Source organism: Acinetobacter sp. P8-3-8 (genome assembly GCF_000214135.1).
Classification (GTDB): Bacteria; Pseudomonadota; Gammaproteobacteria; order Pseudomonadales; family Moraxellaceae; genus Acinetobacter.
In genome coordinates, this window is record NZ_AFIE01000048.1 from 1 (window position 1) to 22,248 (window position 22,248).

Below are 22,248 nucleotides of genomic sequence, written 5' to 3' on the forward strand. Positions count from 1 at the left end.
CCGATTGTTCGTCCAGTACATGTCGATCGTGTGGAATCGAATGGAAAGTATTTAGACGTATATGCTGGAGAAAAGTTTTGGCGAGCCAAGGCCGTGGTTAGTGCAACCGGGACATGGAGCCAGCCGTTTATTCCTGATTATCCGGGACAAGAAAACTTTCAAGGTACACAGTTACATTCAGCCCATTACATGAATGCAGACCCATTTAAAGGTAAGAAAGTCATCGTTGTGGGTGGTGGGAATTCAGGCGCTCAAATACTCGCTGAGGTTTCACAAGTTGCTGAAACCATTTGGGTCACGAAAACTCCACCTCAATTTTTATCCGATGATGTGGACGGTCGTGTACTGTTTTTAAGAGCGACGGAACGCTTAAAAGCACAGCAAGAGGGTAAAGTCATTGATCAGCCTGTTGGGGGGCTTGGTGATATTGTGATGATTGATAGTGTTAAGGAGGCAAGGCAGAGAGGGGTTTTGCATAGTCGTCCACCTTTTAAATCATTTACCACAGACTCTATCATTTGGCCTGATGGCTCAAAAGAGCAAGTCGATGCGGTGATCTGGTGTACAGGGTTTAAAGCTTCTTTGGATCACTTGAGGACTCTGGGGGTGATAGAGCCAGACAACCTGATAGAGGTTAAGGACGGAAGATCGGTCAAGATGCCGAACTTGTGGTTGGTAGGCTATGGGGAATGGACTGGGATGGCTTCAGCTACGATAATTGGAGTTTCTAGAACAGCGAGAACCACAGTGGAGGAAATCGTTGCTTATCTACACGAAATTGATACTAAAAATTATTTAGAAAAATGAGCTATCTATCTCATTAGAGGATTTTAAAATAGACTCTTTTCAATACGTTACCTATATTAGGTAAGCTAAAATAATTCCATTTTCATAATTCTATTTGCTCTATTGAATGATAAATACAAGGCGTTAAATAGATAGAATATCTACTTAACGCCTTAGGTCTTATCTCAATAAAAGTACAGGTTTTATAGAGCTTGATAACAATTTGGTCGTCGTACTACCAATAAAAAACTGGCGTATCTTTGAATGACCATATGCACCAATCACAATCATATCAATAACGTTTTTTTCTTGATAATCCAATATAGATTTCTCAACATCACCGTCAAGCATGCTATCAATTACATCAAAACCATTATTTACAAGTAGCTCTTTTGCCCAAGTGACTTGTGATGTCATATCACTATTTAGCTTACCAACATATACCACATGAGCTGTCAGGGTTTTTAATAAAGGACTATTTGCAATTTTGTCTACACAAATACGTGCAGTAGGACTTCCATCAAAAGCAATTAAAAAAGACTCAGGTGGACTAAAGGGTGCAGATGTTATTAATACGGGTGAACCGTACCGGGTTTGTCGGAGACTTTTTATTTAAGTTAGGCCACCTGACCTAACGGGTTAATCTTATCATTGTACATTGCTTCAAACTCAAAAGGCGATACATTGTCAACGGCATTCTAAAATTGACCCCTTTTACCTTACAAATGGCAAAGTAAAATTGACCCCTGAAATCAGAGAAAGAGCGGTTCAATTATTGATTGAATCCGAAAAAGATTATCCATCGAATTGGGCAGCAGTTTCCGCAATTGCTCCTAAAATTGGCTGTACTCCTGAAACACTACGTGTTTGGTATCAAAAATATTTAGATCAACAAAATCCTGTCAAAGTACAAGATATCTGATCAAGAGAAAATGAAGGGTAATCCCCCCTAAAAATACTAGCTCTTTAAAAGAGGCAGTATTATGCTTTTACAACATGGTATTTAAACTTGAGAAACTGAATTTAAAACAATCTACTGTAACTCTTCCAGACAGATATGAAATTAATCCACCCCTAACCCTTTAAACACCGCATCCACCGGATCTGCATAAAAGCTGGTCTGGAACTTGGTAAACAGTTCCACAGGAATCGTTGGGATATCTGCCGCACTACTCATGGGTAAAGCAACCTTCTTGGCACCCGCATCAAAAGCAACTTGCAGACATTCGGCAATACTTTCCACCGGTGTCACTGAACCACCCAAGCTCATATCACCCAGTACCACCATCTGACTTTGTACCGATCGTCCTAACAGGCCTGAAGCGAAAGCCACTAAACTTGGCAAGGCAAGATGGCTGAGCGGCCCGGTATTCTGTAATTCAACCACATGTAAGTGGAAATCATGTTCCAGCACCTTACTCCCCCCCGAGATCCGGGATGCATTGGCCTTGAAGTAGTCAAATGCGATCTTGACCTGCTCCTTGGCACTGCTTGAATTCCATAAGCCTGATGTGGCCAATTTTCCTGAACCTTTAGTGACTTGCAGTTCTAAGCGGTATAAGCCTGGCATGCCCTTATTACTGAGGCCAATGGTATACAGGAAGCCTGGTTTAGCAGGACCTTCGGGAATAAGTCCACCTCCACCCTGCTCTTTTACCGAAACAAAATGCTCTTCTAGAGTGTCATTGTCGATATAGCTAAAATGCACATCATAGAATTCCATCCCTCCAATTTTCTTCAGCTGTTCTTTGACCCGACGGCGCACCTGCAGTGCATATTCCAGGCATTGCCGTACATCTTCTTTATTAAACTGACCGTGTGGGTAAAGCAGCTTCATCAATCCAGAAACCGTCTTGCGAACGGCGATCACATCACGCTGATTCAGGTTATTCCCTAGCTTGAAGTACTTCTCAATGGCATCCGCAAAACTGCGCTTGCGCATTTCCCGGAAGAATTCAGCCAGATAATCAACAATCAGGCCATAACGGTTGGTAAAGAATTCCGGGCGCATTTTTGGAATTTCCCAACCTGGGATATAGGCATGAAAGCGATCAAAGAATGCTGAATCGATCATAGCTTCAGGAAACGGAGCCAATAAGTGGCTAGTCTTCACCAAAGATTCAACACTTTGGTTAATATTACCCACAAAAACCATCGAAGCTGAGGCTTCCATCTGTTCACGACCACGAGCAAAAGATCCTGAGGCCATGTAATCTTTCATGATCTGTACACCATCTTTGTCCTTAAAGGAAATACCGGCGACTTCATCAAAAGCTACCACATCCCATAAGCCCACCAGACCAATACGGCGGCTACTCATGTTATAGAACAGGTTGGCGACAGTCGTTTGCCCACCAGAGACTAAAATACTATTCGGTGAACACTCTTTGTAAATATGGCTTTTCCCGGTACCGCGTGGTCCCAGTTCACAGACGTTATAGTTATTTTCAACGAACGGAACCATACGCGCTAATAGGTGCCATTGCACGTCCTCTTTTAACGAAGCCGGTTCCATGCCGATGGAACGGATTAAACTCTCGCGCCACTGATCAGTGCTTAATGCTGCTCTGCCACTGAAGAGTTCATCCATATTCATATTCGGCATTTGAATCGGCTTGAGTAAGCTCACCCCAAATGGAGAACTAGTCTGCCCTTCTTCAAAATAATAACTGAGCGTAGCAATGACCCAGATACCACCAACAAGTAATTTTTCATACTCTTTGACGATGCCTGCCGAGATTTCGGCATCTTTGATGCCCAGATTACTAAATGATGCTTCGTATTTGTCCTTACGCTCATTCAGCTTTACGGTCACCCGATCAATGACTTTATAACTGCCACGTTCACGAACCAGGGATTTCACCTTCTCAGCTTCATCAGGTCGTACATAGTTCTCTGCCAGCACCGTCTTTACGTTACGTAGTCCCTGCTCAATGATCTCAGGATCATCCGAGGCACAATACATCCCTAGCAGGTATTCGAGTACATAGACAGGAACGTTAGCCCCTTCTTTGATCAGTTTAGTCAGATCCTTACGTACCACCCGCCCAGCAAAGTGTTCATTCAGCAGCTGATCCAGTTCTTTATCGTTAGCAGATTCCATGTAGGCTACGCTCTATCGTTAATTCGTTATTAGAAGAAGTCATCGGTAAATGCCAAATCAATGGTGACCTTATAGCGCTGCACTTCGATATTTAGGTCTTTGTCCTTCAGTACCAAGAAGTAATCTTTCTTACGGTCAAAATCAGTACCGGACAATGACAGTCTGACCTGTTTTACCCGTTCCGCAACAGAGTCGGTAGTGCTATCAAAAGTCAAAGTTTCTTCACTGGAAACTTTAAGATCCCCATCATAAATGGCAATGGATAAAGTCACTGGCATGACCAGCTCACTGACAGCTTCGGTTTGCATCAAATCAAACTTCTGGATGTTATTGACCATCTTCAGCGTGGATTTGGTAGAAATGACCTCAACTTTACGCTTGGTCCGCTGTCCAGCCTTTTCACCACGTAGCTGTTTTACCATCAGTACCGGTACCACAATTTCCTGAGGCATGATGCCGCCATGCACGAAACGTGAGCCTCCTACAAAATGGAAACGGTTCGCCCCTTTTGGAATCCAGAAATCAGTCGCAGATAATGTGCCTGCCGTAGCTTGGGTTGAGCCTTTCCAGGCTTCCTTGCTCTCTGGTAAACCATGCCCAATCACATAGCGTTTTTTGCTCTTCAATGTATTGGTAGGTTTTTCAGTCAAGCTTGAACGATCCGCAGATTCCAGTTTACTTTGCTGGAATAAGAAGCCATGGTCGGCTGTAATCAATAGGGTGGAAATATTAAAGTGCATTAAAATTTTACGGCTGAGTTCAGTCAGTTCTTCAATAGCATGTTCCACCGCCATAAAGGTTTCTGATTCTGTCGAGGCGCTGTCGCCGCGTGCATCAATCACGTTGTGATAAACGTAAATCAACTCATAGTCTTTCAGCGCTTCACGGCCTTCATCACGCGACCAGCCTTTTACCATTTCAGCGGTTACTGCCAATCCATTATAGGCAGCCAGAATTTTGGATCGTGCTGCAGTCCCTTTGCTAGATTGCCCATCTACTAAAACATCATCCCCTGCGGCCTCTTTGTATTCCAAAGTCTGATGCGGCAACAACGAGGCCATGCCAAGTGTGGTGTAACTTGGGACAACACCCAGCTGTGAAGACAAGGTCGCTTCAGAATAACGCTTTTCATTGATACGATCACGCAACTCTACCGCAGCTTCATAACGGAAAGCATCACTGATAATTACCACAATACGGCGTTTCGTTGCAGAATTGAGTAAGGGTCTGACGTGGGTATCGTAGAAGTTCTGCTGATTTGGGATATCTGCCACTTTCCAGACATTCAAGCGTTGCTCAGCTTCTACACGCTCGCCCCAGTTTCGTGCCAAGTGGTCAATAAACCAGTAGGAATAGCAATTTTCGACTTCTTCATCGAGTTTTTTCAGGATATCGACATGAGCGCGTTGAGAAGCAGCACTGTAGTGGCGATAGGCCATATCAAAGCGATACAACTCCTGCTCGTAGGCTTTATACAAGGCTTCGCTAGAGTCGAAATAGAAACCGGCATCAAACAGCAGTCGCAGGCTGAACAGCTCAATCGCTGCCTGCAACGCTGTATAGACGGTGCGGTATTTACGGCGGGTTGCATCGTCCTTATGTTTGGACGCCCAATAGCCATCCAGACGGGTAGAAATAATCGTTCTGAAATGTTCCAGTTCAGCTTTGGCTGCTGCAGGGATATGACTGGCCAAATCAACAATGATCTTTTGTTCAATCACTTCAAAAGTCATGACATCGAGCAGCTGCTCAAGATCAAAAGCCCCGACCTTTTCTTGGATCCGCAGTGCATTAGCCACGGTCTGGGAGAGTGTATCGAAGGTTGGGTAGTATTTGGAGCTGTCTCTCCAGCGCGACAAAAAGGCTCTGGCTGTTGCACGGGAGCTGACGGATGACATCACCAGTTCCTGAGCCCATAGCGGTATATCGCCCAGGCTTTCACAGAAACCTGTAGTCATCAAACGGATAAAGAACGTACCGAGCTTGAATGGTGCTTCCCCATTCAATTCTTCAACCGATGCTGGATAACCAATTTCCGCCTGTAATGCGGTGACTAAAGCTGGCACCAGTTGGAATTTTTCCAGTTCAGCAAACGATTCCGGATTGACTTCCAGAGCCAGGTTCTGCTGTACCATTTCATCTGCTAGTGCTAGAACGATATGCATGAGTTCGGCACTGTCAGCTTTGACCACAGCCGCAATCATGGCCATATCCAGATCCTGTTCATCTGCATCAGACTGGATATAGCGTTTCAATGTACTCAGACGGGCTTTGGCTTTAAGGAATTCTTCACGTTTGGCCAGATGTTCTCTTAGACTCTGCTGCTGTAAACCCAGCTCATTGAAAATAATCGAGAAACGATCGGCATAGAAGCTGCGTGAATACAGCTTGATGTCCAGTAACCAGTCTTTTTCGGTTTCAGGCTCAGCACTGGGGAAATACAGCAAGTATTTACCCTGCTGATCCTCAAGTTCCAGTTTAAGCTTGATCGCCAAACTCGACTCTTCTGCCATATTCAAAATCTGGACATCATTTAGCTTTAGGGCTTTGATTTCTTCAGTAAATGAATGCTCTGCATCGTACCAAAAGACAATTCGGTGCTGTTCAGTATAAAAGGCTTGTTCCAGGCCTTGCTGTAGTTGACTTAAGTTCATGCAACCACCTCTACATCCTCTACTGCTGGAGCAAGTGGAATTTGGTCAACATGTAGCAATTTTGATTTAAATGCATCGTCACCTAAAATAATATTCCAACGATTTTCCATAAACTCTAAAAGAGTAATACCACGTTCGTAAATTTCTTTCGGTGCCCAATCATCTTGAATATTGACTTCATTTTCAGATATAGAACCGTTGTAATATCCCACACCGCGTCCATTATTTTTTTTCAATTCAAATGCATCATTTTGCAACGATGAGTTTTTTGAACGGGATAAAGGCAACAAATTTCCTAGTGAATGGACCAATAATGTTTTTTGTTGGCTATCTAAATAGCCAAATTTATTCATCCAATATGGATCAGTATCTGTTTGTGGGTAGATATGCTCTAATGTGACATGATCCTTCATACGCGAAGTAAATTCTTTCCAATCTAATTTACTTGTAGATTGCTTTCCTTTAGCTTTCAGCGCTTGTTCATACTCGAATAAAAAGTATCGAACCCCATCCCAACGATAGAAACCTGCTTTTTCTAACTCATAGTTTTCAGCAATATATTCCAAAAATTTGTTTGCTGAAAAATGACGTTCTACCCAATTGTTTAAGTCATGCACAATTCCTTCCGTTGTAATCTTATGATTAAGATAATCTTTCGATTTACTCAGGAAGTTCGAATCACCGGTATGTCCTCTACGGCGACTTAAGGTGAAAATTGTGAAAATATATCGCTCTATCGCTTTAAGTAGCGTATTGGTTTCATCGAAATTATTACCACGACAAAATGCAGCCAGAATAAGTGGTTTAAATGATTTATAACCAAGACGAACCAATCTATCGACTAACTTTTTATTGCTGTCATCGTTATAGTCTTTTAAAGGATAAGATGGGTTATGCATGTAGAACCAAGGCCTAACAGCTTGTTGTAAGCTCATGACATAATCATTGATTTCCCCTACGCTTAACTGATCATTGTCATTTTTAGGATGTGTTACATTTTGAACAGTAAATTTTTCATCCAACAAATAGTCTCGATAATCATCACCAGTTTGTCGACTAAATTTAAAGTACATTACCCAGTGATTTCTTAAAAACTCCTCATCACTCAGCAATTTATCTGGATTACGACCTAAATACTCATAAATTGTTTTCCAAGTCGCATTAATATTATTTCGTAATTCTGACCTACCACTATGCTCTGGGAAAAGTGTGGATAGATAAATTAACCTATTTTTTAACAATTCTAGATTAGATAGTGGTTTACCACGATTGTTCATCGTTTCAAATGTAACAAATACATCTATTTCTGCATCAATCTCATAAAGATTAAACTTAAACTTTTGCGTCAATTTTTTATAAATTTCAGCAATCTCATCTAACTGTAAAGTTTCTAATTTATCCTTAAAAAATTGCTTTGCTTTTGCAAGATTTCGGGTATAGAAGGTCTGCTCATCATTATTCGTTGCGGATTTCTCTAAGAACACTCCTGTTCTTAGAAATTCATCACTTGGATTATCTTTTTCATATCCAAAAAGATAAGATTTACGCAATCCAGTTGGTGCGATATGCAGGATATATTGCTGTCGAATTTCAGCTACAGTCTGGAAGTTTAATTCAGAGCCTTCTGGAACTGACTCTAGTATGGCTTGAATTAAGATAACTGAAGTCGTTAGGCGTTGTTGCCCATCTACAATATAAAATGGCTTATACCCTTTACCATCAATAATCCAAAGATCACTTTCCCAACGTTTCCAATACTCATCTGCAACGGGCTCTAAGGTAAGTACACCTGTATAATGAACGCGTTCAGGACTTAAATGAATTAAGTCCTCCCAAAAGTCATTCAGTTGATGTTCTTGCCAAGCATATCCGCGTTGATAATCAGGAATTCGAATAATTCTATGCTCAAAAATACTGCTTAATGTTTTTAAAGCATTCATCATTTCTCCCCCGTAATCGCTTTGACTTCAGCCAACAAGTCGCCAAACTTGCCATAGTTCACTTTCACCCCATCATCCAGATCTAAGTGAATACGCTGATCGGCAAAGTGACGCAGTTTTTCTTCAAAGCTACTCAGTTCAGCCTGTTGCTTATGCAAGTTTTGTAGTTCTTTTTCTTTACGTTTGATTTCAGCAGCAGAATCACTGTTTTCGATTTCACTTTGCAAAGAGTTAACCATCGCTGTCATTTTTGAAATCAGTGGCATCACGTATTCAGTACGCATACGCGCCAAGGTACTTTCGTTATAACGATGCAAGTACACCAATGCCTGGAAAGCCCCCTGTTTTCCACTGCTGAATAACCAGTAAATTGGACGCTTTTTATAGGTCTGCATGTGGTCTTTATAGAACTTGCTGGCGAGGTAACGGCGGATGGTGTCTTCAGCTGTTTCACTGGCTTTTTTGTCCAAGCTTTCTGCCAGCCACAGCATATTGGTATCCAGTGTGTCTTTACCCCAAACAGCAGTTAGGAACTCTCGAAGACGATGGGTGGCATCGTCTTCGAACCAGTGCATTTCGGTGAGTGGAATAATGCCGTCAGCATCGGCTGGGAATGTTTTATAACGGCTGGCATCAAAGTCTTGATTGCCTGTATGAGCATAGATCAAGCCGGGTTCATCTAGGCTATAACGTCCCATCATACAACCCAGTGCATAAGACACTAAACGCTGACTGTCTTTTTCACGGTCGGCACGGGTAAGGGTAATTTGCTCATCTGGTACATCTGGCGTGAGTTCATTCTGCAAGCCATAGGCATCAATAAATAGCTTATTATTTTCTTCTTCCAACCGTTTCATTTCACCCACGGCGTCAGCATTTTGCTGTTGCCACGTATTAAAGGCTTGTTCTAAGGTTGATTGGTTAGTACGAATAATTGGGTTTTGAGTAAAGTCCCATGATGTTTCATAGGAGTCCCAATCAATTTTTGCAATTTCTATTAATTCAGAAATATTATCCTCATTAAAGCTTTCTTCAACTTTCTCTGGATATGGTAGTTTTTTATAGTCACCAACTTGAAAATGGAATGAGTCATTAAGCATTCTTGAGAGATCGTGACCAAGCTTAGAATTTAAAAATCCTAATATAACTTTTTGAGTTTTCTTATTACTTATAAACGTAGAATGGCCAGAAACATCAAATATGGCTCCAGGTGGCTGATAACGTGCAGATAATATAGTACTAGTTAAATCCGTCCAAGTTATTGACTCATTGAAATAATATTTTCGATTTTTGATTACAAACTCAGGATCACTAATCTTAGGATATTTATCTGTAACCAAATCAATCAGATCCTGTCCATCATTTTCATAGCGAACTACATGATGCTGATTACCATACCATCTCCGCACTTCTCCACCCTTATTGTAAGGGAACCAGTAGAGACCTTCTTTATTGCCATAAACAGCACTTTTACAATTAATACCCATTTTCTCAAAAGTAATTTCATGCCAACTTCGAAGATAAGTAGCATTGTCCGTAGTAGCCATCCCTTGTCGTGGATCAGAAAACTTACAAATATTAGGTGATTCTTTGAAAAAACTATAAATATTATTACTCACCCAATAAGCTATTGGACTACCGGATACATTTTTAAAATCATCCTGAATATTATTGTCAAATCTGCAGAATCCATCTTTTAATGCAACCTCTTTAGAATCTTGTGCTAAATCTACGAGCCTGAAAAATACTGGTTTAAAACCATTAAAATGTTGCCCTTGCATCACAAAAGCAGTCGTTTGTACAACTTCACCTGAAATTTCAGGGAATGCTCGTGCACCTAAATGTGCCATAGTTTGAATCGTACGATCTTGTAATAGCTTTTCACGCATTGCTTCATAAGACGACAAGAACATCCAGCTTTGCATAGTGACCATACTATTAAAGCCACTGTCTTTACACCAAGCAAACCCACGTTCAATAAACATTGCGAATAAGTCTGACTTACTGTCAGGGAATTTCTTCTTAGCAAAATCTTTCAGGGCTGTATTCATACCCTTGCCGCCCATATACGGCGGATTGGCAATCACAGCATCATATTGTTTAGCGAGTAATTTAGCCTGTTGGACTAAAGGTAATAATTCTTGTGCCGACTGCTGCGCAAAAATATCCCCTGACTCTAATGCTTTATTCAGCTTGCTTTCTAAATCAGGTAGTTTCTTAGCGAATGCTTGAGGAATTTGAATCAAAGAACCAAAGGTAGAAGCATGTTCAAATAGCTCCAGCAGCTCTTTTAAATCTGTCTGGGCAATACCAGTACTGGCTAAATCCTGAGAAAATGCTTCTAGTCGTTCTGGCTGACTATCCTGTAACGCAATAATATTTAACTTCGGTGGATTACTAAATAAACGGCGGTCATCCTCACGCGCTTTCATCAACAGCGCAAAACTGGCGAGCTGTGCCGCACGGGTATCAATATCAATGCCGTACAGGTTATTTTCCAGAATCAAACGTGGAATATCACGGCTACGGTAACCACGTTCCAAATAAATCGCTTTCAAACAGTCATAAGCTTCCACCAGAATATGCCCCGAACCACAGGCCGGATCCAGTACGGTAATACTTTCAGGATTTAAAGTATCACCATCTTCACTGATGCGCACATCAATCAGTTGTTTTAACTGGGCATTGACCTCATCGGTCTGTTCCGCTGGCTGAATATAGTATTCCCATTCACTGGCAAGCGTACTATCAGGCTGTGCCATCATCCATAGACGGCCGACACTGTTCTGTACCAGGTATTTTACAATCCAGTTTGGGGTGAATAACTGTGTCGCTGCAGGAATGTCTTCACTCTTGACGACTTTACCAATCACTTGATCTTTCTTTTCAGAAATATAGAATTGATACAACCAGCCAATAATTTGCACATCCGACCAGTCTTCTTCCGGAATGCTGCTCACTAAATCACGGATCAACGAATCGGTTTTGGTAAGATTATCCGGTAACAGTAGTTCAGACTCATCAGAAACCTGTTCAAACAGGAGTGGCATCACCTGATTCAACGCATGACACTGAGCCAGTAACAGCTCACGATACAGCTCTTCGTCTTTATTGCCATCCAGCTTTAACTCAGCCACACGGCTGGCATCTAAACCCGGTAAGTCAATATCCAGACATTCTTCCAGAATCTGCGGTAACCCAGCACTGCCATCGGCACTACTCAGTACACGGCGACCATGATCCAGTAAGCCTTTGCATTCCATGTAGCGAATCGCACAGAGACGGTTAAACCAACTGTAAGCGATATAATCAATCGTCTGCTCAAAACTGCTGGTTTGAATGCGTTTGATCAGCTTATCACGTGGTTTCATGACGGATAGCGGAAAAACCTGATCGCCAATCAGCAGCAAGTCGCCTTTCTGTTCAGCCGGTAAAATGCTGTCTGCGGTGATGCCATATTTGGCGGCCTGCTTGCGCATCGCTGCGATAAAATCGTTACGTGCTTGCGGTGCGTATTTTTTAATATTACTGGTATTCATCTTTAAACCTTTAATTAATGACTGATGCCGATATCCCTAAGCCCTGTTAGCGGATACGCACACGCTTTTTATCACTCACAATTTTTTTCAATTCAGCTTTGAGTGCGTCTACAAACTGATCCACTGATTCTTCTGTTTCCAGATAGACACTGCTGGAGGTTTTGCTGTAAATGCTGGCGACATCGACTTCCACCACCGGTTTCGGTGGAACTACGGCTGTCACAGGCTGTACCGGACTCGCAGCAGGTGTTGATGTATCTGGGCTGGAGGTGGTTGCAGTGTTGGTTACACTCTCTGCTTTGCTCTGAGCCAGTTGTGCCGTTTTGGTCTGACGCTGGATTTCCGTACGAACTTCGCTTTCCAACTCATACAAGACTTCATCAAAACGCTCCACGGCGGTTTGGGTTTGCAGCATATAGATGGTGGACAGGCTAGTTTCCACTTCAATATCCGTTTTAAGCAGTTGTAGTGGGCGTAATAGCTTGTTACTCAGCTCAGCGGTAGCGATGCCACTGTTTTTAATCTCAGCTTCTAACTGCTTGATCTTGTCATCAATGTGTTCTATCGCCTGATTACGCTTCTCAGTCAGCAATTGCTCATTGATGCTTTCCACTGTGCGAACCAAATCAGCCACTTTATTTAACAGGCCATAGGGCGATTCAAGGGTGAAAATACGATGTAATTCGGAGAGGGCTTTTTTTGCCACCTCATCACTGCCCAGCGCCTGTTTGTTTTTCTCAAAATGACGTAAGGCCTGTTGCAGTTGCTGCCAGCTCGGCATCTGGTTAGTGAAGAACTCATGAATATCACGATAATCTTCTTCCAGATCCAGATAGTCGTCCTTGTTCTCAACCACGGCCTTAAAGAAATCGAAGCTGTCGCTATTAGCCAGCAAGCGCTCCAAAGTCAGAATCGACTTTTCAATCACTTTCTTGCCCGGGAACTGCCCGACATCAGTTTTGCTTTTGTACGACTTAAAGTTGGCTAACCAGTTGTTAAAATGTTGGGTATAGAATTCAAACAGCTCTTTCTCAGTCGCTGGCCCCATGGCCGAGAATAGGTCTTGGGTCAGTTGGCGTGCCTGTTTCAATACCTGATCATCAGTCTGGCGTTTTTTAATGATCGACACATCACGGCGACGGCGGCTGTTTTGTAAAGGCTCAAAGGCATCTTTTAACTGTAAGCTGCCGCCATTTAACTGCAGTGAAATCCGCCCCATTGCCGCCAACTGACCCACCAGCAGTAAAATCTCGGCATCCGGCCAGCCATAAGGACGTTTGGCAAAACGATCCACCACATCCGAGACCAGAATACGCTCTGTACCAGTGGCCCGTAGTGCAATGTACTGCTCCACTTCCTGTAGGGCTTTGGGATTGCTCTGACCGCCATCCAGAGACAATCCGAGCTGCGCCATATCATCGACAGTCAAGACGGCGTTCAGTTCACGCCAGGCATCCTGCTGATAGACCTGCAGATAGCTCAGTTTGGTATAAGTATTTTCCAGCAGATAACGACAGGCCTCATCCAGCTTGGTGATTGGACTTGAAGATGAAAGTTGTAGATGTTGACCCAAGGCATAACTTTCCGCCTCCAGCAACATTTCTTCGACCCGGACACGCAGGCGTTTTTTACGTTCTTGGTTCTCACGACCACGGTCTGCCAGAATACGGGAAATATCGGACTGAGTGCCATCATCATTTAAGCGGATGAATTTATTGGTTTTCAGCCAGGTGCGCAGTTCATTAAAGAACTGTTTATCGTCTGCCAGTTTAAACAGTATCTGCCCTTCGGCCTGAGTACTTTTACCAATACAGTAAGCTTCAGTGTAGAGGTTATATTCCGTATCTAGTGGAGAAATGATTTCAACTTTCAAATCGCTCTCATACTTCCCATCCAGGCTATGGCTATCTAGGAAACGACCAATCTGATAGTCCATCTTGTTGGCTTGATGGCGGTATTTGTTCTGATCGCGCAGTAAATCTTTAAAGATCAGATTGGCTAACTCTTTATTTTCTTCTGAAGCTGCTAAGTCAGTGGCTTTAATTTTTCGAGTGATATCCCGCTCTTCATTAGTCAGGAACAGGAACTCATCGCCATTCCTAGTAATCAGGCTTTCTTTTTCCAGACGCTGCAGGCTCTCTTCAATCCGCTTGCGCAATGCCAGCTTATCTTCATCAATTTTCTCAATCGACAAAGTCACCAGGTTATCCAGCGTACCTTTGATGATATCGACATAGCGGATCATGAACAGGGTACGCAGCATCTGCACATCAAAACCATCCAGGGTCTTATTCTGCCCTGCCTGGTCGATGGTACGCTTCACTGCAGTATCCAGGAAACCTTCGACTGAAGTATAGAAGCGGTGGAAAGGAACCAGGGCACCGACTTCATCTGTAGCAATCGCATTCGCGGCCATCTGGAACGCATCCAGCATGGACCGTTCACCATAGGCCAAGTGTGCACCGGTCGCACCGACTTTACGGATTTCTTCAAATACTTTTTGTACCAGCTGAAAGTGGTACGGCGCAAAAGGATAGTTATGAATAAAGCTGTCTGGCCCCTCATAGTTCTTGAGGGTTGGGCCTGAACGGTCAAAGGTAATCTGATTTTTTAAGATATCGCCCTTTTGCTCAAACACCGATCTGAGCAATGCTTCAGCTTCCGGGGTTTTACGTAATAAACGTTTCTGGATGACTTCATCGGTATTGGAACTGGACAGTGATAAACGGGTTTTAAAACGTCCAGCAATCTTGGAGAAGTCATTGGCTTTGGAAGAAGACATCTCACCTAAAACAGCATCGATGTCTGCCTGTGAGGTGACGATAATCCAAGCGCGGCCTTTACAGATCGTACCCAGGTTTTCAGTAATGGTTTGCAGTGTCAGCATCAAGCGGGTATCGCTGCCAATAAACTGCCCCACTTCATCCACCAGAAACAACATGCGTTGCTGGGGTCCTTTGCTGTCCAGGTATTCTTTCACCCACTGACAGAAGTTTTCGACCGAAACACTAAAAGTCTGCTCAGAATCCTCAAACCACTTGTGTGCCGCTTCTGCTGATAAGTTGAGGGCTTGGGAAATTGCGGTTTCGACATCATCCTGATAGAACTGATAGCCGTCACGTTCTTCTAGCCAAGACATGCCGCTAGATTCTTCAAAAGCCTGTTTAAAGCGCTCATACACCCCTTTCTGGCTCAGGTGACGTTCCATATGTGCAATATGTGGATGATCGGCACTAAAACCCTGATACTCGTTAAACACGCGTAAAAACACATTCAGAATCGGATTGCCGTCATCATTGGAACTGGCTTTACTGTCGATGTTAAATAGGATGACATCGGCATGATGGCTAACGGCCTTGCCAATATCCGCACGGATAAACGCATCACGGATTTTGCTTTCATCAAAGAATTCTGCAGCACTGCGTTCGTTACCTTCCGCGTCACGTGCCACTTTATTGGCCAGAATATACGATAAGGTTTTCAGGAAGTGTGATTTACCTGAACCAAAGAAGCCTGAAATCCATACGCCGACACGATTGGCAATCGAAGGATCGCTTAGGTCTGTACCATAAGACTGGAAAAAGTCCCGAAAATGCTTTTCCAGCTCATTGGTGACCACGTATTCATCGAGTTCCTGATATACCGTGGTATTGTCATTCTGGTCTGCCTTGACCACCCCGTTTATCGCACGATCTAATGGCTTGTAAAAAAGTTCTTTAATGTTCATCTCAATCCATTCCCCCGAATTCTTATTTCTATTTGCCGTGTTTAAGGCACCAATCTGAATGCTCTGTAGTAATTGTTGCTTGGAATTTTTCCAAATAAACTCATCGCTTGACCGTCGTAATAGCCCGGGTAAAACAGCACCACTGGCTTATGCCCCAGTAACGAATGCAAACTGTTCAATAAGTGATGGGCACGTAACAGTGGCCAAACCGACCCTACCCCAGTCATCAACACAATATCTTGCGCATTGGTGGCATATTTACTCACCAGATAAGGCGCGAACTTATCCATATGCAGTGGGCCCTTTAAGGCTTTGAGCAGCGCTTCATCGCCTTTGGCTTTTTGCATTTGAATGGCTTTATCGATGAAGTTACGCTCAGCCAGATAATCCACCACGGCTTGCAGCAGGTTGATATTCACCACCTTCAGCTGACTGTGTTTTTTCTCCAGCATCCCGTCTAGAAAATGCAGATATTCGCGCACCTTCAACTCATCTTCAGGTGCATAATCAAAAATCCAGAAGCCAATTTCATTGCCCAGTCCTTGCCCGGTGAGAAACTCGGTGGAAAGAATTCGCTCTGGAATCTGGTTCAGACGCTCATGTATTGTTTGACTCATTGCTGCCCCTCTACAACTAACGCGTCCATAGCGACACTTCCATAGATCTTTTAATGCGTTGTTTATAATGTTCTTCCAACAGGCTACGCAGCTCTGCTCTGACGATCACGCGCTGTAACTCCAGCTTACGGGTACTTTTTAAGTAACCGGCTTCTGCCAGCATGCGAAACACCACCTGCCCCATTTTTTTCTTGCTGGACTCTTTCCATTCGCAGATATCCGGATCGCGTTGTGAGCGCTCATCCAAAAAATCTGACCAGATATAACTGTCCAAGTATTGCGCCTGGGAGATATAGGCATCCCTCATCACCGTTTCCATAAACTCAAGCAGCAACAGGTTGCGTTCCAGTGCCCCACAAAAAGCCACCTGGGTCGCCAGCTCATCATCCCCATCACGCAAAGCTTTCCAGAAATCAGGCTCTAAGCGCTCAAGACGCTTACGAATGGCAGTGGCGTTACGTTGGGCTGAAGCAGGCGTTCTTTTTTGCAGAATATTGTCAATCTGAATTGCCTGATGCCATTGTTCTGGAGTCGCTTCTCGTAATAACAGATCAGCGATCAGCCGGCTTTCACGCACCATCAGGGAGCCACCAATCAGGTCACTGTCATAATGAAATTGTTCTAACATGGCCAATCTCCTATGAGGCCTGATCAAACAGGTAAGACGACAGCTTTTCGATATCTGAGCGTTGTAGTACCAAGGGATATTTCAAGGCATCATCCGCCTCAGCCAGCGTGATCGCGGCCTGATATCGCTGCAAGGTATAGTGAGCCAGGGCTTTTTTCACCGGAATCTGTAATCTGCCATCAGGCATGCCGAAGTCTTTTTCGACCAGCACTTGTTGTGATGAGTTCAATTTTGGATTAGGGATCAGCGTCAGTACAATTTCTTCATTCCATTGCTGATCCTGAGCAGGGTCTACTGACTCAATCGCCACCACAACAGGTGTGCGATCAATCCTGGAGAGTAAAAAGTCCTTAAACTGCTTGCTCTGATGGCAATAGGCACGGACATGCCAGCGAAAACCGGTATACACCAGGGTGTGTGGGGAAATGATGCGTTCATGCCACTGCGGATTCTGCATCGAGGCATAAATCATTTTTAAAGTGTTTTGGTTTCGGCAGGCACGCAAAACTTCCCGAATCACTTCAGGACGTACACTGCGATCAGGTAATTGAACTGCTGCAAGATTCGGTTCTGGCATCGCTATCAGGGCATGCGATTCACTAACCAAGCCTGACAGCATATTGAGATATTCATTGATATGCGCTGTAGTCAGTACAGGCTGGAAGCTGGCTTTAGGCACATAACCCTTGACTGAGGGGTCATGAATCAAGGCATCGGGGTTATACAGCGTATTATAGCGCTTGATATCCGCAGAAGCCTGCTGTCGACTGAGCCCAAACCAGCTCATCAAACGATTGGTAACCAAACGACCTTCCCAGTAAGCAAGCAGCTCGATCGCTCGCATTCGTAGCAGGACTTCATGCTTATCTGTCGTCATATACCAATCAGTCAATAAATAGCAGCTTTAAGATTACCCTACAGCAAATATACAGTAAACATTTTTGACGGTATTTAAAGGTAGTATTGCAATCATCAGATAAAAAATATACTAGTATCCTGATGATAGCCGTCAAAGTACGATCTCTAGCAGATCATGGATCCTGGTATAGCGCGTGAATTGAGCTAAGTTTTAGAATGAGAGCAATATGGGTTTTAGATTTCGTAAAAGTATTAAATTATTCCCGGGTTTTAAAATTAATCTGACCCATAAAGGCATCAGCAGTGCCAGCATTGGCAAACCTGGTGCTTCTCTAAATATTGGGAAAAAAGGTACGCGAACCAGTGTCGGTATTCCAGGTACGGGACTATCTTACTCTAAACACCAGCCTTACTCTAAAAAGACCCGTGTTCCACAACCGACATCGCTAGAACACACGGAATATAATCCTCAGAATTTAGAACAACCGAAGGCAAAGATCTGGCCTTGGATTATTTTTGGAATATTGTGTTTTATTGTGGGTGCCGTCATTTTTTAGCAAAAACAACATTGTATTTTAATCAAAAAAAATGCCCAGATGGATGAATGGGCAAACTAAGGAATTAATATCCTTCAGAAACTCCAGCGCAATTCTCGCTACTTTCAGTAAGCGACTCTGGCTCATTCATGATAGTCTGACTCAATCGAATCGAGGTAAATCGATCCATCACAATTGGAGCAGAAATTATGCTTGAATACATTCTTGAATGATGCTGAAAAGTCTTTGAGTTTTAATTAATAAATAAGAGTATCCATGTCTACCCTCAACTTTACTTATTTTCAGATAGCAACCAATCGAGAGCACTCATTTTTACAATACCATTATAATTCGCTTCAGTCCCTATCGTGTCTAAGGTAAGTAAATACTTGGGATACGAATCAGAAATTTTCTGTAATGGACGTAACTCTCGGCTGAGTGTCTCCTCATTGAGCGTTTCTAATGCCACCTGATAATAAGTTAAATTCTGTAAAGTATCGACAGCAACAAAATCAATTTCATATTCATCAACCCGCCCTACATAGACCGTATAACCTCGTCTGACAAGCTCAAGATAAATCACATTTTCTAAAATATGACCTTGATCAGCATTAGCATCAGGCAACATAATCCGGCGCAATCCGACATCAACTAAATAGTATTTTTCAGAGGATTGTAATAACTCACGCCCGCGTACTTTAAATTGTGCGGCGCTATAAAATAGCAAACTGTCCTGTAAGCCCTGAATATAGCGTTTTACTGTTTCAAATGAGATTTTAACCCCACTTGAAACAAAGGTATTTTTAATTTTATTGATGGAAATGGGTGAGCCTGTCACGCTTGCCAAATATCTTGCGACACGCTCGAGAGAGTTAATATCGGCCGTATTCAAACGGGGAATAACATCTTTAAACATTACACTGGCATAGACCGCTTGCAAGTAATCATAGGTTTCCTGCTGGCTGGTCATGGCAAGCGTATAGGGGAAACTACTGTGCGTGTACATGGCATACAAATCACGATTGGATAATTGTTGGATGATCGGATTATTTTCAATATGCCACTGTTTAAACTCTTGGAATGAAAGGGGTAAAACATGTTGCTCGATATAGCGTCCTGTGAGTAAAGTCGCAAGTTCTCCACTCAGAAAGAATGCGTTTGAACCTGTAATATATAAATCGATATAATCTCGAACATATAAAGAGTCGACTACTTTTTCAAAATTAGTAACATGTTGTATTTCATCTAAAAAAACATAGTTTTTTTTGCTTTTATCAACTTTAGACAGTACATAATCATGTAGTTTACGGTAATCTGTGAGTTCTTCAAATTCCATAAATTCGAAATTGATAGCAATGATGTTTTCGGCTTGTACACCCTGTGCTTTTAGGTCTTGTTGAAACATCGCTAACAAGGTGGATTTTCCAGAGCGACGTACACCCGAAAGCACTTTAATGACATCACGGTCTTGCCATGTATTCAGAAATTTTAAGTAGCCATCACGTCGAATATTAGCGCTTCTCATTGTTTACACTTGAAATCTAAATTTTTAATTAATTCTATCAAAGTTTAGAACCTAGATGTAAAAATATTCAATTTTAAAAAAGTTTAAAGTTTAAGTGAAACATTCAAAGCTACTGTTGAAGCATGCAAACAGTAGATCTGATAAAAATCCAAATTCTGTCTTTTTAATTATTTTCCATGTCATGTTATGTCATTGATGCTGCGACTTAACTGCTATATAAATTAAGTGAAAAGTAAAAGGAATTAATATGTTAACTAGAGTGGAACTCATTTTTGTTGTGCTGATGGTCTCAGCCTTAATCCTAATTGCTTATGAAATGCTAAAAGGTTTATTTTAGAGCATCTATACAATTTTTGATCAAAAAAAAGCCCACAGAGGGAATCTATGGGCGAAACTAAGGACCTTGACGGTCATTCAGAAACTACAGCTAGTTTCTGGTTGTGATTCTGGACTGAATTAAAAATAACCACATTGGCTGAATGTATCAAAAGTTAAATCATGTGATTAATCATTGATACATCTGCAAAAATGAGCTCATCGCTCTGTTGATTAATACAGTAATTCACCAAACAAATCCGCTCTAATCTCTTCCAGACTCAGATCTGATTTCATTCTATTACAGATGGGATGAACCAACAGACCATTCTCTAGAACGCCTTGCCCACCTACGGCTTTGGCAATCCTATGATCCGATTCAGTAGAATCAAGATAGATCAATCCATCACAAATGAGGCAAAAGTTATGATTACCCACCACAAAATTGTGCTTAAGCAGACTCTTGGTTAATGCCGAAAAGGCCTTTGGCTTTGATCGAGAAATTGGACTAATCGACTCCACATATCCCACCACATTCTTGACTACTGCATCATCATAACCACCCAAAAATCTTTCGACATAAAACTCGTTAAAGTTTATGTACTTGAAGGCCTTAGACATGGACAGAATAAAGGTATTCAGGCATTCCTCATCATCAAAATCAACTTCCATTTCCAAGCTTAAGCAAATAAAGGCTTTATAGACAATTTGTAGCCGATCATAGCCCTTGATACCACTGCCGAACTTGCCGACCGTTTCGGTGGTCGCCACGGGGAAATTGGCGATCAAGAACTCAATACTACGGCGTATCCGGGTGAAGTCCTTGAAACTAATCTTTCGATGATGAATCTGCATGCGGCTTTCATGAATTTCATACACAATTGAAAACCATGCAAGAAAAGAAGTAATCTGAAAACGCTGATCCTTATAAAAATATAAGTATGGATGTAAGCCCAAACTCGGAACCCCAGCATTTTTTACAGGCGTCGCTATCCTGCAAAGAATGGTCAACAGATGCGACATTAGGTTTTCAACGCGCTCCCCCTGATTCAGACTCATAATATTATGAATCTGATCACCCGCAATGATATTCATCAGCTCATTGACCAAGCCAATTTTTTTGCCATGACTCATTTCATTGTCTAATAAAATGGTCGAAAAAAGTAGCTGGTGGATCCTCTCCCCTAACTCAATCAACTCATTTAAACGTGTATATTGGAGCTCTTCTAGGTTAGATTTATTGTCATTGATATAACAACAGGCATAGATCGCATAATACGCGTCACTACCGCGATTTCTGAGGTGATATTCCTCATATTTATCTAAACGTTTAGTATCTGAGTTAATCGATTGAAATACCCGTCGCGCATCTTCCGGGGTCCCCAGTACCTGCCGGAAACTGATTTTAATATCGCCTAATTTCGATTTTTTTTCTGCAAATTCGGCATCAGTACAAATTTTTTGAAAATCAGCAAGATCTCCTAAATAATTGCGGAGGTAACGAATATCTTGTTTTTGTTGATCATTGAAATTAGGTGCTTGAGGGACTTGCTCATCCGCAAAATATCTATTGATCCACGCATAGATACAGGAAAGACGATGTGCTCCATCAATAATGTAAATATTGCTGTGTATATCTTTCCAATACAAAATGCATAAATTGATGTTTTGATCTTCTGTGCAATCCTCAATAAAGTTTGCAATTTCTTGCACGCTCCAACATTCCGTAGAACGCTGGTTATCCGCCTTAAATAAACATTTGATGATTGGATGCTTTTCAAAATCAGTCAGTGCCACTTCAAAATTGTCACGCTGCATTGAAGGTGACATTTCTTCTGGCAACATGACTTTACGCTGAATAATATTGGTCAATAGTCGTGTAGAACCCATTTCTTATTTTCTCCAGGCAACACTTTCCTACTTTCGCTCAAGTACGAAATTTGAAAATGTATATAGTTCGATTTGGTTAAAGCTGTGAATTAAATGACCGTCAATATCCAGTCAGCGCTAACAAAAGAGA

At 42.3% G+C, this 22,248-nt stretch carries 12 protein-coding genes and 2 pseudogenes; 3 read left to right on the plus strand and 11 right to left on the minus strand.

What is annotated here, in order from left to right; genetic code table 11:
* Positions 1–807 (plus strand): NAD(P)-binding domain-containing protein (locus GGG_RS19880; protein WP_010116431.1); only part of this gene is annotated, 807 nt, incomplete at its 5' end.
* Positions 808–966: 159 nt separating this feature from the next.
* Here GGG_RS19880 and GGG_RS19885 read toward each other — a convergent pair.
* Positions 967–1,365 (minus strand): annotated as a pseudogene (locus tag GGG_RS19885) (universal stress protein); the annotation flags it as partial.
* Positions 1,366–1,489: 124 nt separating this feature from the next.
* Between GGG_RS19885 and GGG_RS19890 the strand changes: the two are divergent.
* Positions 1,490–1,724: pseudogene (locus GGG_RS19890) on the plus strand (hypothetical protein); the annotation flags it as partial.
* 125 nt (positions 1,725–1,849) lie between these two features.
* Here the strand turns inward: GGG_RS19890 and brxL are convergent.
* Genes brxL through GGG_RS0115335 form a run of 8 tightly spaced genes read right to left on the minus strand, consistent with a single transcriptional unit; the run spans position 1,850 to position 17,871 of the window.
* A complete protein-coding gene (gene brxL / locus GGG_RS0115300; protein ID WP_005021615.1) occupies positions 1,850–3,889 on the minus strand; it encodes a protease Lon-related BREX system protein BrxL in 2,040 nt (679 codons plus the stop codon).
* Between the two features lie 29 nt (positions 3,890–3,918).
* A complete protein-coding gene (pglZ, locus tag GGG_RS0115305; protein WP_005021613.1) occupies positions 3,919–6,543 on the minus strand; it encodes a BREX-1 system phosphatase PglZ type A in 2,625 nt (874 codons plus the stop codon).
* Positions 6,540–8,483: a DUF262 domain-containing protein gene (locus GGG_RS0115310; protein ID WP_010116437.1), complete on the minus strand. Its 1,944-nt coding sequence runs from the start codon at positions 8,481–8,483 to the stop codon at positions 6,540–6,542. Before GGG_RS0115310 ends, pglZ begins: the two co-directional genes overlap by 4 nt.
* Positions 8,483–12,022, minus strand: a complete 3,540-nt coding sequence (pglX, locus tag GGG_RS0115315) for a BREX-1 system adenine-specific DNA-methyltransferase PglX (protein WP_010116439.1) — start codon at positions 12,020–12,022, stop codon at positions 8,483–8,485. Before pglX ends, GGG_RS0115310 begins: the two co-directional genes overlap by 1 nt.
* Positions 12,023–12,068: 46 nt before the next feature.
* On the minus strand, positions 12,069–15,749 hold the full coding sequence (gene brxC / locus GGG_RS0115320; RefSeq protein ID WP_010116441.1) for a BREX system P-loop protein BrxC: 3,681 nt from the start codon (positions 15,747–15,749) through the stop codon (positions 12,069–12,071).
* Between the two features lie 41 nt (positions 15,750–15,790).
* Positions 15,791–16,366 (minus strand): DUF1788 domain-containing protein, encoded by a 576-nt coding sequence (locus GGG_RS0115325; protein ID WP_002010699.1) that lies wholly within the window; start codon positions 16,364–16,366, stop codon positions 15,791–15,793.
* Positions 16,367–16,382: 16 nt separating this feature from the next.
* Positions 16,383–16,994, minus strand: a complete 612-nt coding sequence (locus tag GGG_RS0115330) for a DUF1819 family protein (RefSeq protein WP_004758931.1) — start codon at positions 16,992–16,994, stop codon at positions 16,383–16,385.
* A gap of 10 nt (positions 16,995–17,004) precedes the next feature.
* The gene (locus GGG_RS0115335; RefSeq protein ID WP_029574627.1) at positions 17,005–17,871 is read right to left on the minus strand and encodes a YafY family protein; all 867 of its coding nucleotides are present in this window, start codon (positions 17,869–17,871) and stop codon (positions 17,005–17,007) included.
* A 208-nt stretch (positions 17,872–18,079) separates the two neighbouring features.
* Between GGG_RS0115335 and GGG_RS0115340 the strand changes: the two genes are divergently transcribed.
* On the plus strand, positions 18,080–18,409 hold the full coding sequence (locus tag GGG_RS0115340) for a DUF4236 domain-containing protein (protein WP_010116447.1): 330 nt from the start codon (positions 18,080–18,082) through the stop codon (positions 18,407–18,409).
* Positions 18,410–18,680: 271 nt separating this feature from the next.
* On the opposite strand, the gene GGG_RS0115345 is transcribed toward GGG_RS0115340, so the two are convergent.
* Complete coding sequence (locus GGG_RS0115345) at positions 18,681–19,913, minus strand: ATP-binding protein (RefSeq protein ID WP_005021600.1); 1,233 nt, start codon at positions 19,911–19,913, stop codon at positions 18,681–18,683.
* A gap of 549 nt (positions 19,914–20,462) precedes the next feature.
* Positions 20,463–22,118 carry an HNH endonuclease signature motif containing protein gene (locus tag GGG_RS0115350; RefSeq protein ID WP_005021598.1) on the minus strand — a complete coding sequence of 552 codons (1,656 nt, stop codon included), beginning with the start codon at positions 22,116–22,118 and terminating at the stop codon, positions 20,463–20,465.
* Positions 22,119–22,248: the final 130 nt, after the last annotated feature.

Bases quoted from the DNA above. Each gene is read 5' to 3' on its own strand.
- brxL (WP_005021615.1), bottom strand. From the start codon at position 3,889: ATGGAATCTGCTAACGATAAAGAACTGGATCAGCTGCTGAATGAACAC.
- pglZ (WP_005021613.1), bottom strand. From the start codon at position 6,543: ATGAACTTAAGTCAACTACAGCAAGGCCTGGAACAAGCCTTTTATACT.
- GGG_RS0115310 (WP_010116437.1), bottom strand. From the start codon at position 8,483: ATGAATGCTTTAAAAACATTAAGCAGTATTTTTGAGCATAGAATTATT.
- pglX (WP_010116439.1), bottom strand. From the start codon at position 12,022: ATGAATACCAGTAATATTAAAAAATACGCACCGCAAGCACGTAACGAT.
- brxC (WP_010116441.1), bottom strand. From the start codon at position 15,749: ATGAACATTAAAGAACTTTTTTACAAGCCATTAGATCGTGCGATAAAC.
- GGG_RS0115325 (WP_002010699.1), bottom strand. From the start codon at position 16,366: ATGAGTCAAACAATACATGAGCGTCTGAACCAGATTCCAGAGCGAATT.
- GGG_RS0115330 (WP_004758931.1), bottom strand. From the start codon at position 16,994: ATGTTAGAACAATTTCATTATGACAGTGACCTGATTGGTGGCTCCCTG.
- GGG_RS0115335 (WP_029574627.1), bottom strand. From the start codon at position 17,871: ATGACGACAGATAAGCATGAAGTCCTGCTACGAATGCGAGCGATCGAG.
- GGG_RS0115340 (WP_010116447.1), top strand. From the start codon at position 18,080: ATGGGTTTTAGATTTCGTAAAAGTATTAAATTATTCCCGGGTTTTAAA.
- GGG_RS0115345 (WP_005021600.1), bottom strand. From the start codon at position 19,913: ATGAGAAGCGCTAATATTCGACGTGATGGCTACTTAAAATTTCTGAAT.
- GGG_RS0115350 (WP_005021598.1), bottom strand. From the start codon at position 22,118: ATGGGTTCTACACGACTATTGACCAATATTATTCAGCGTAAAGTCATG.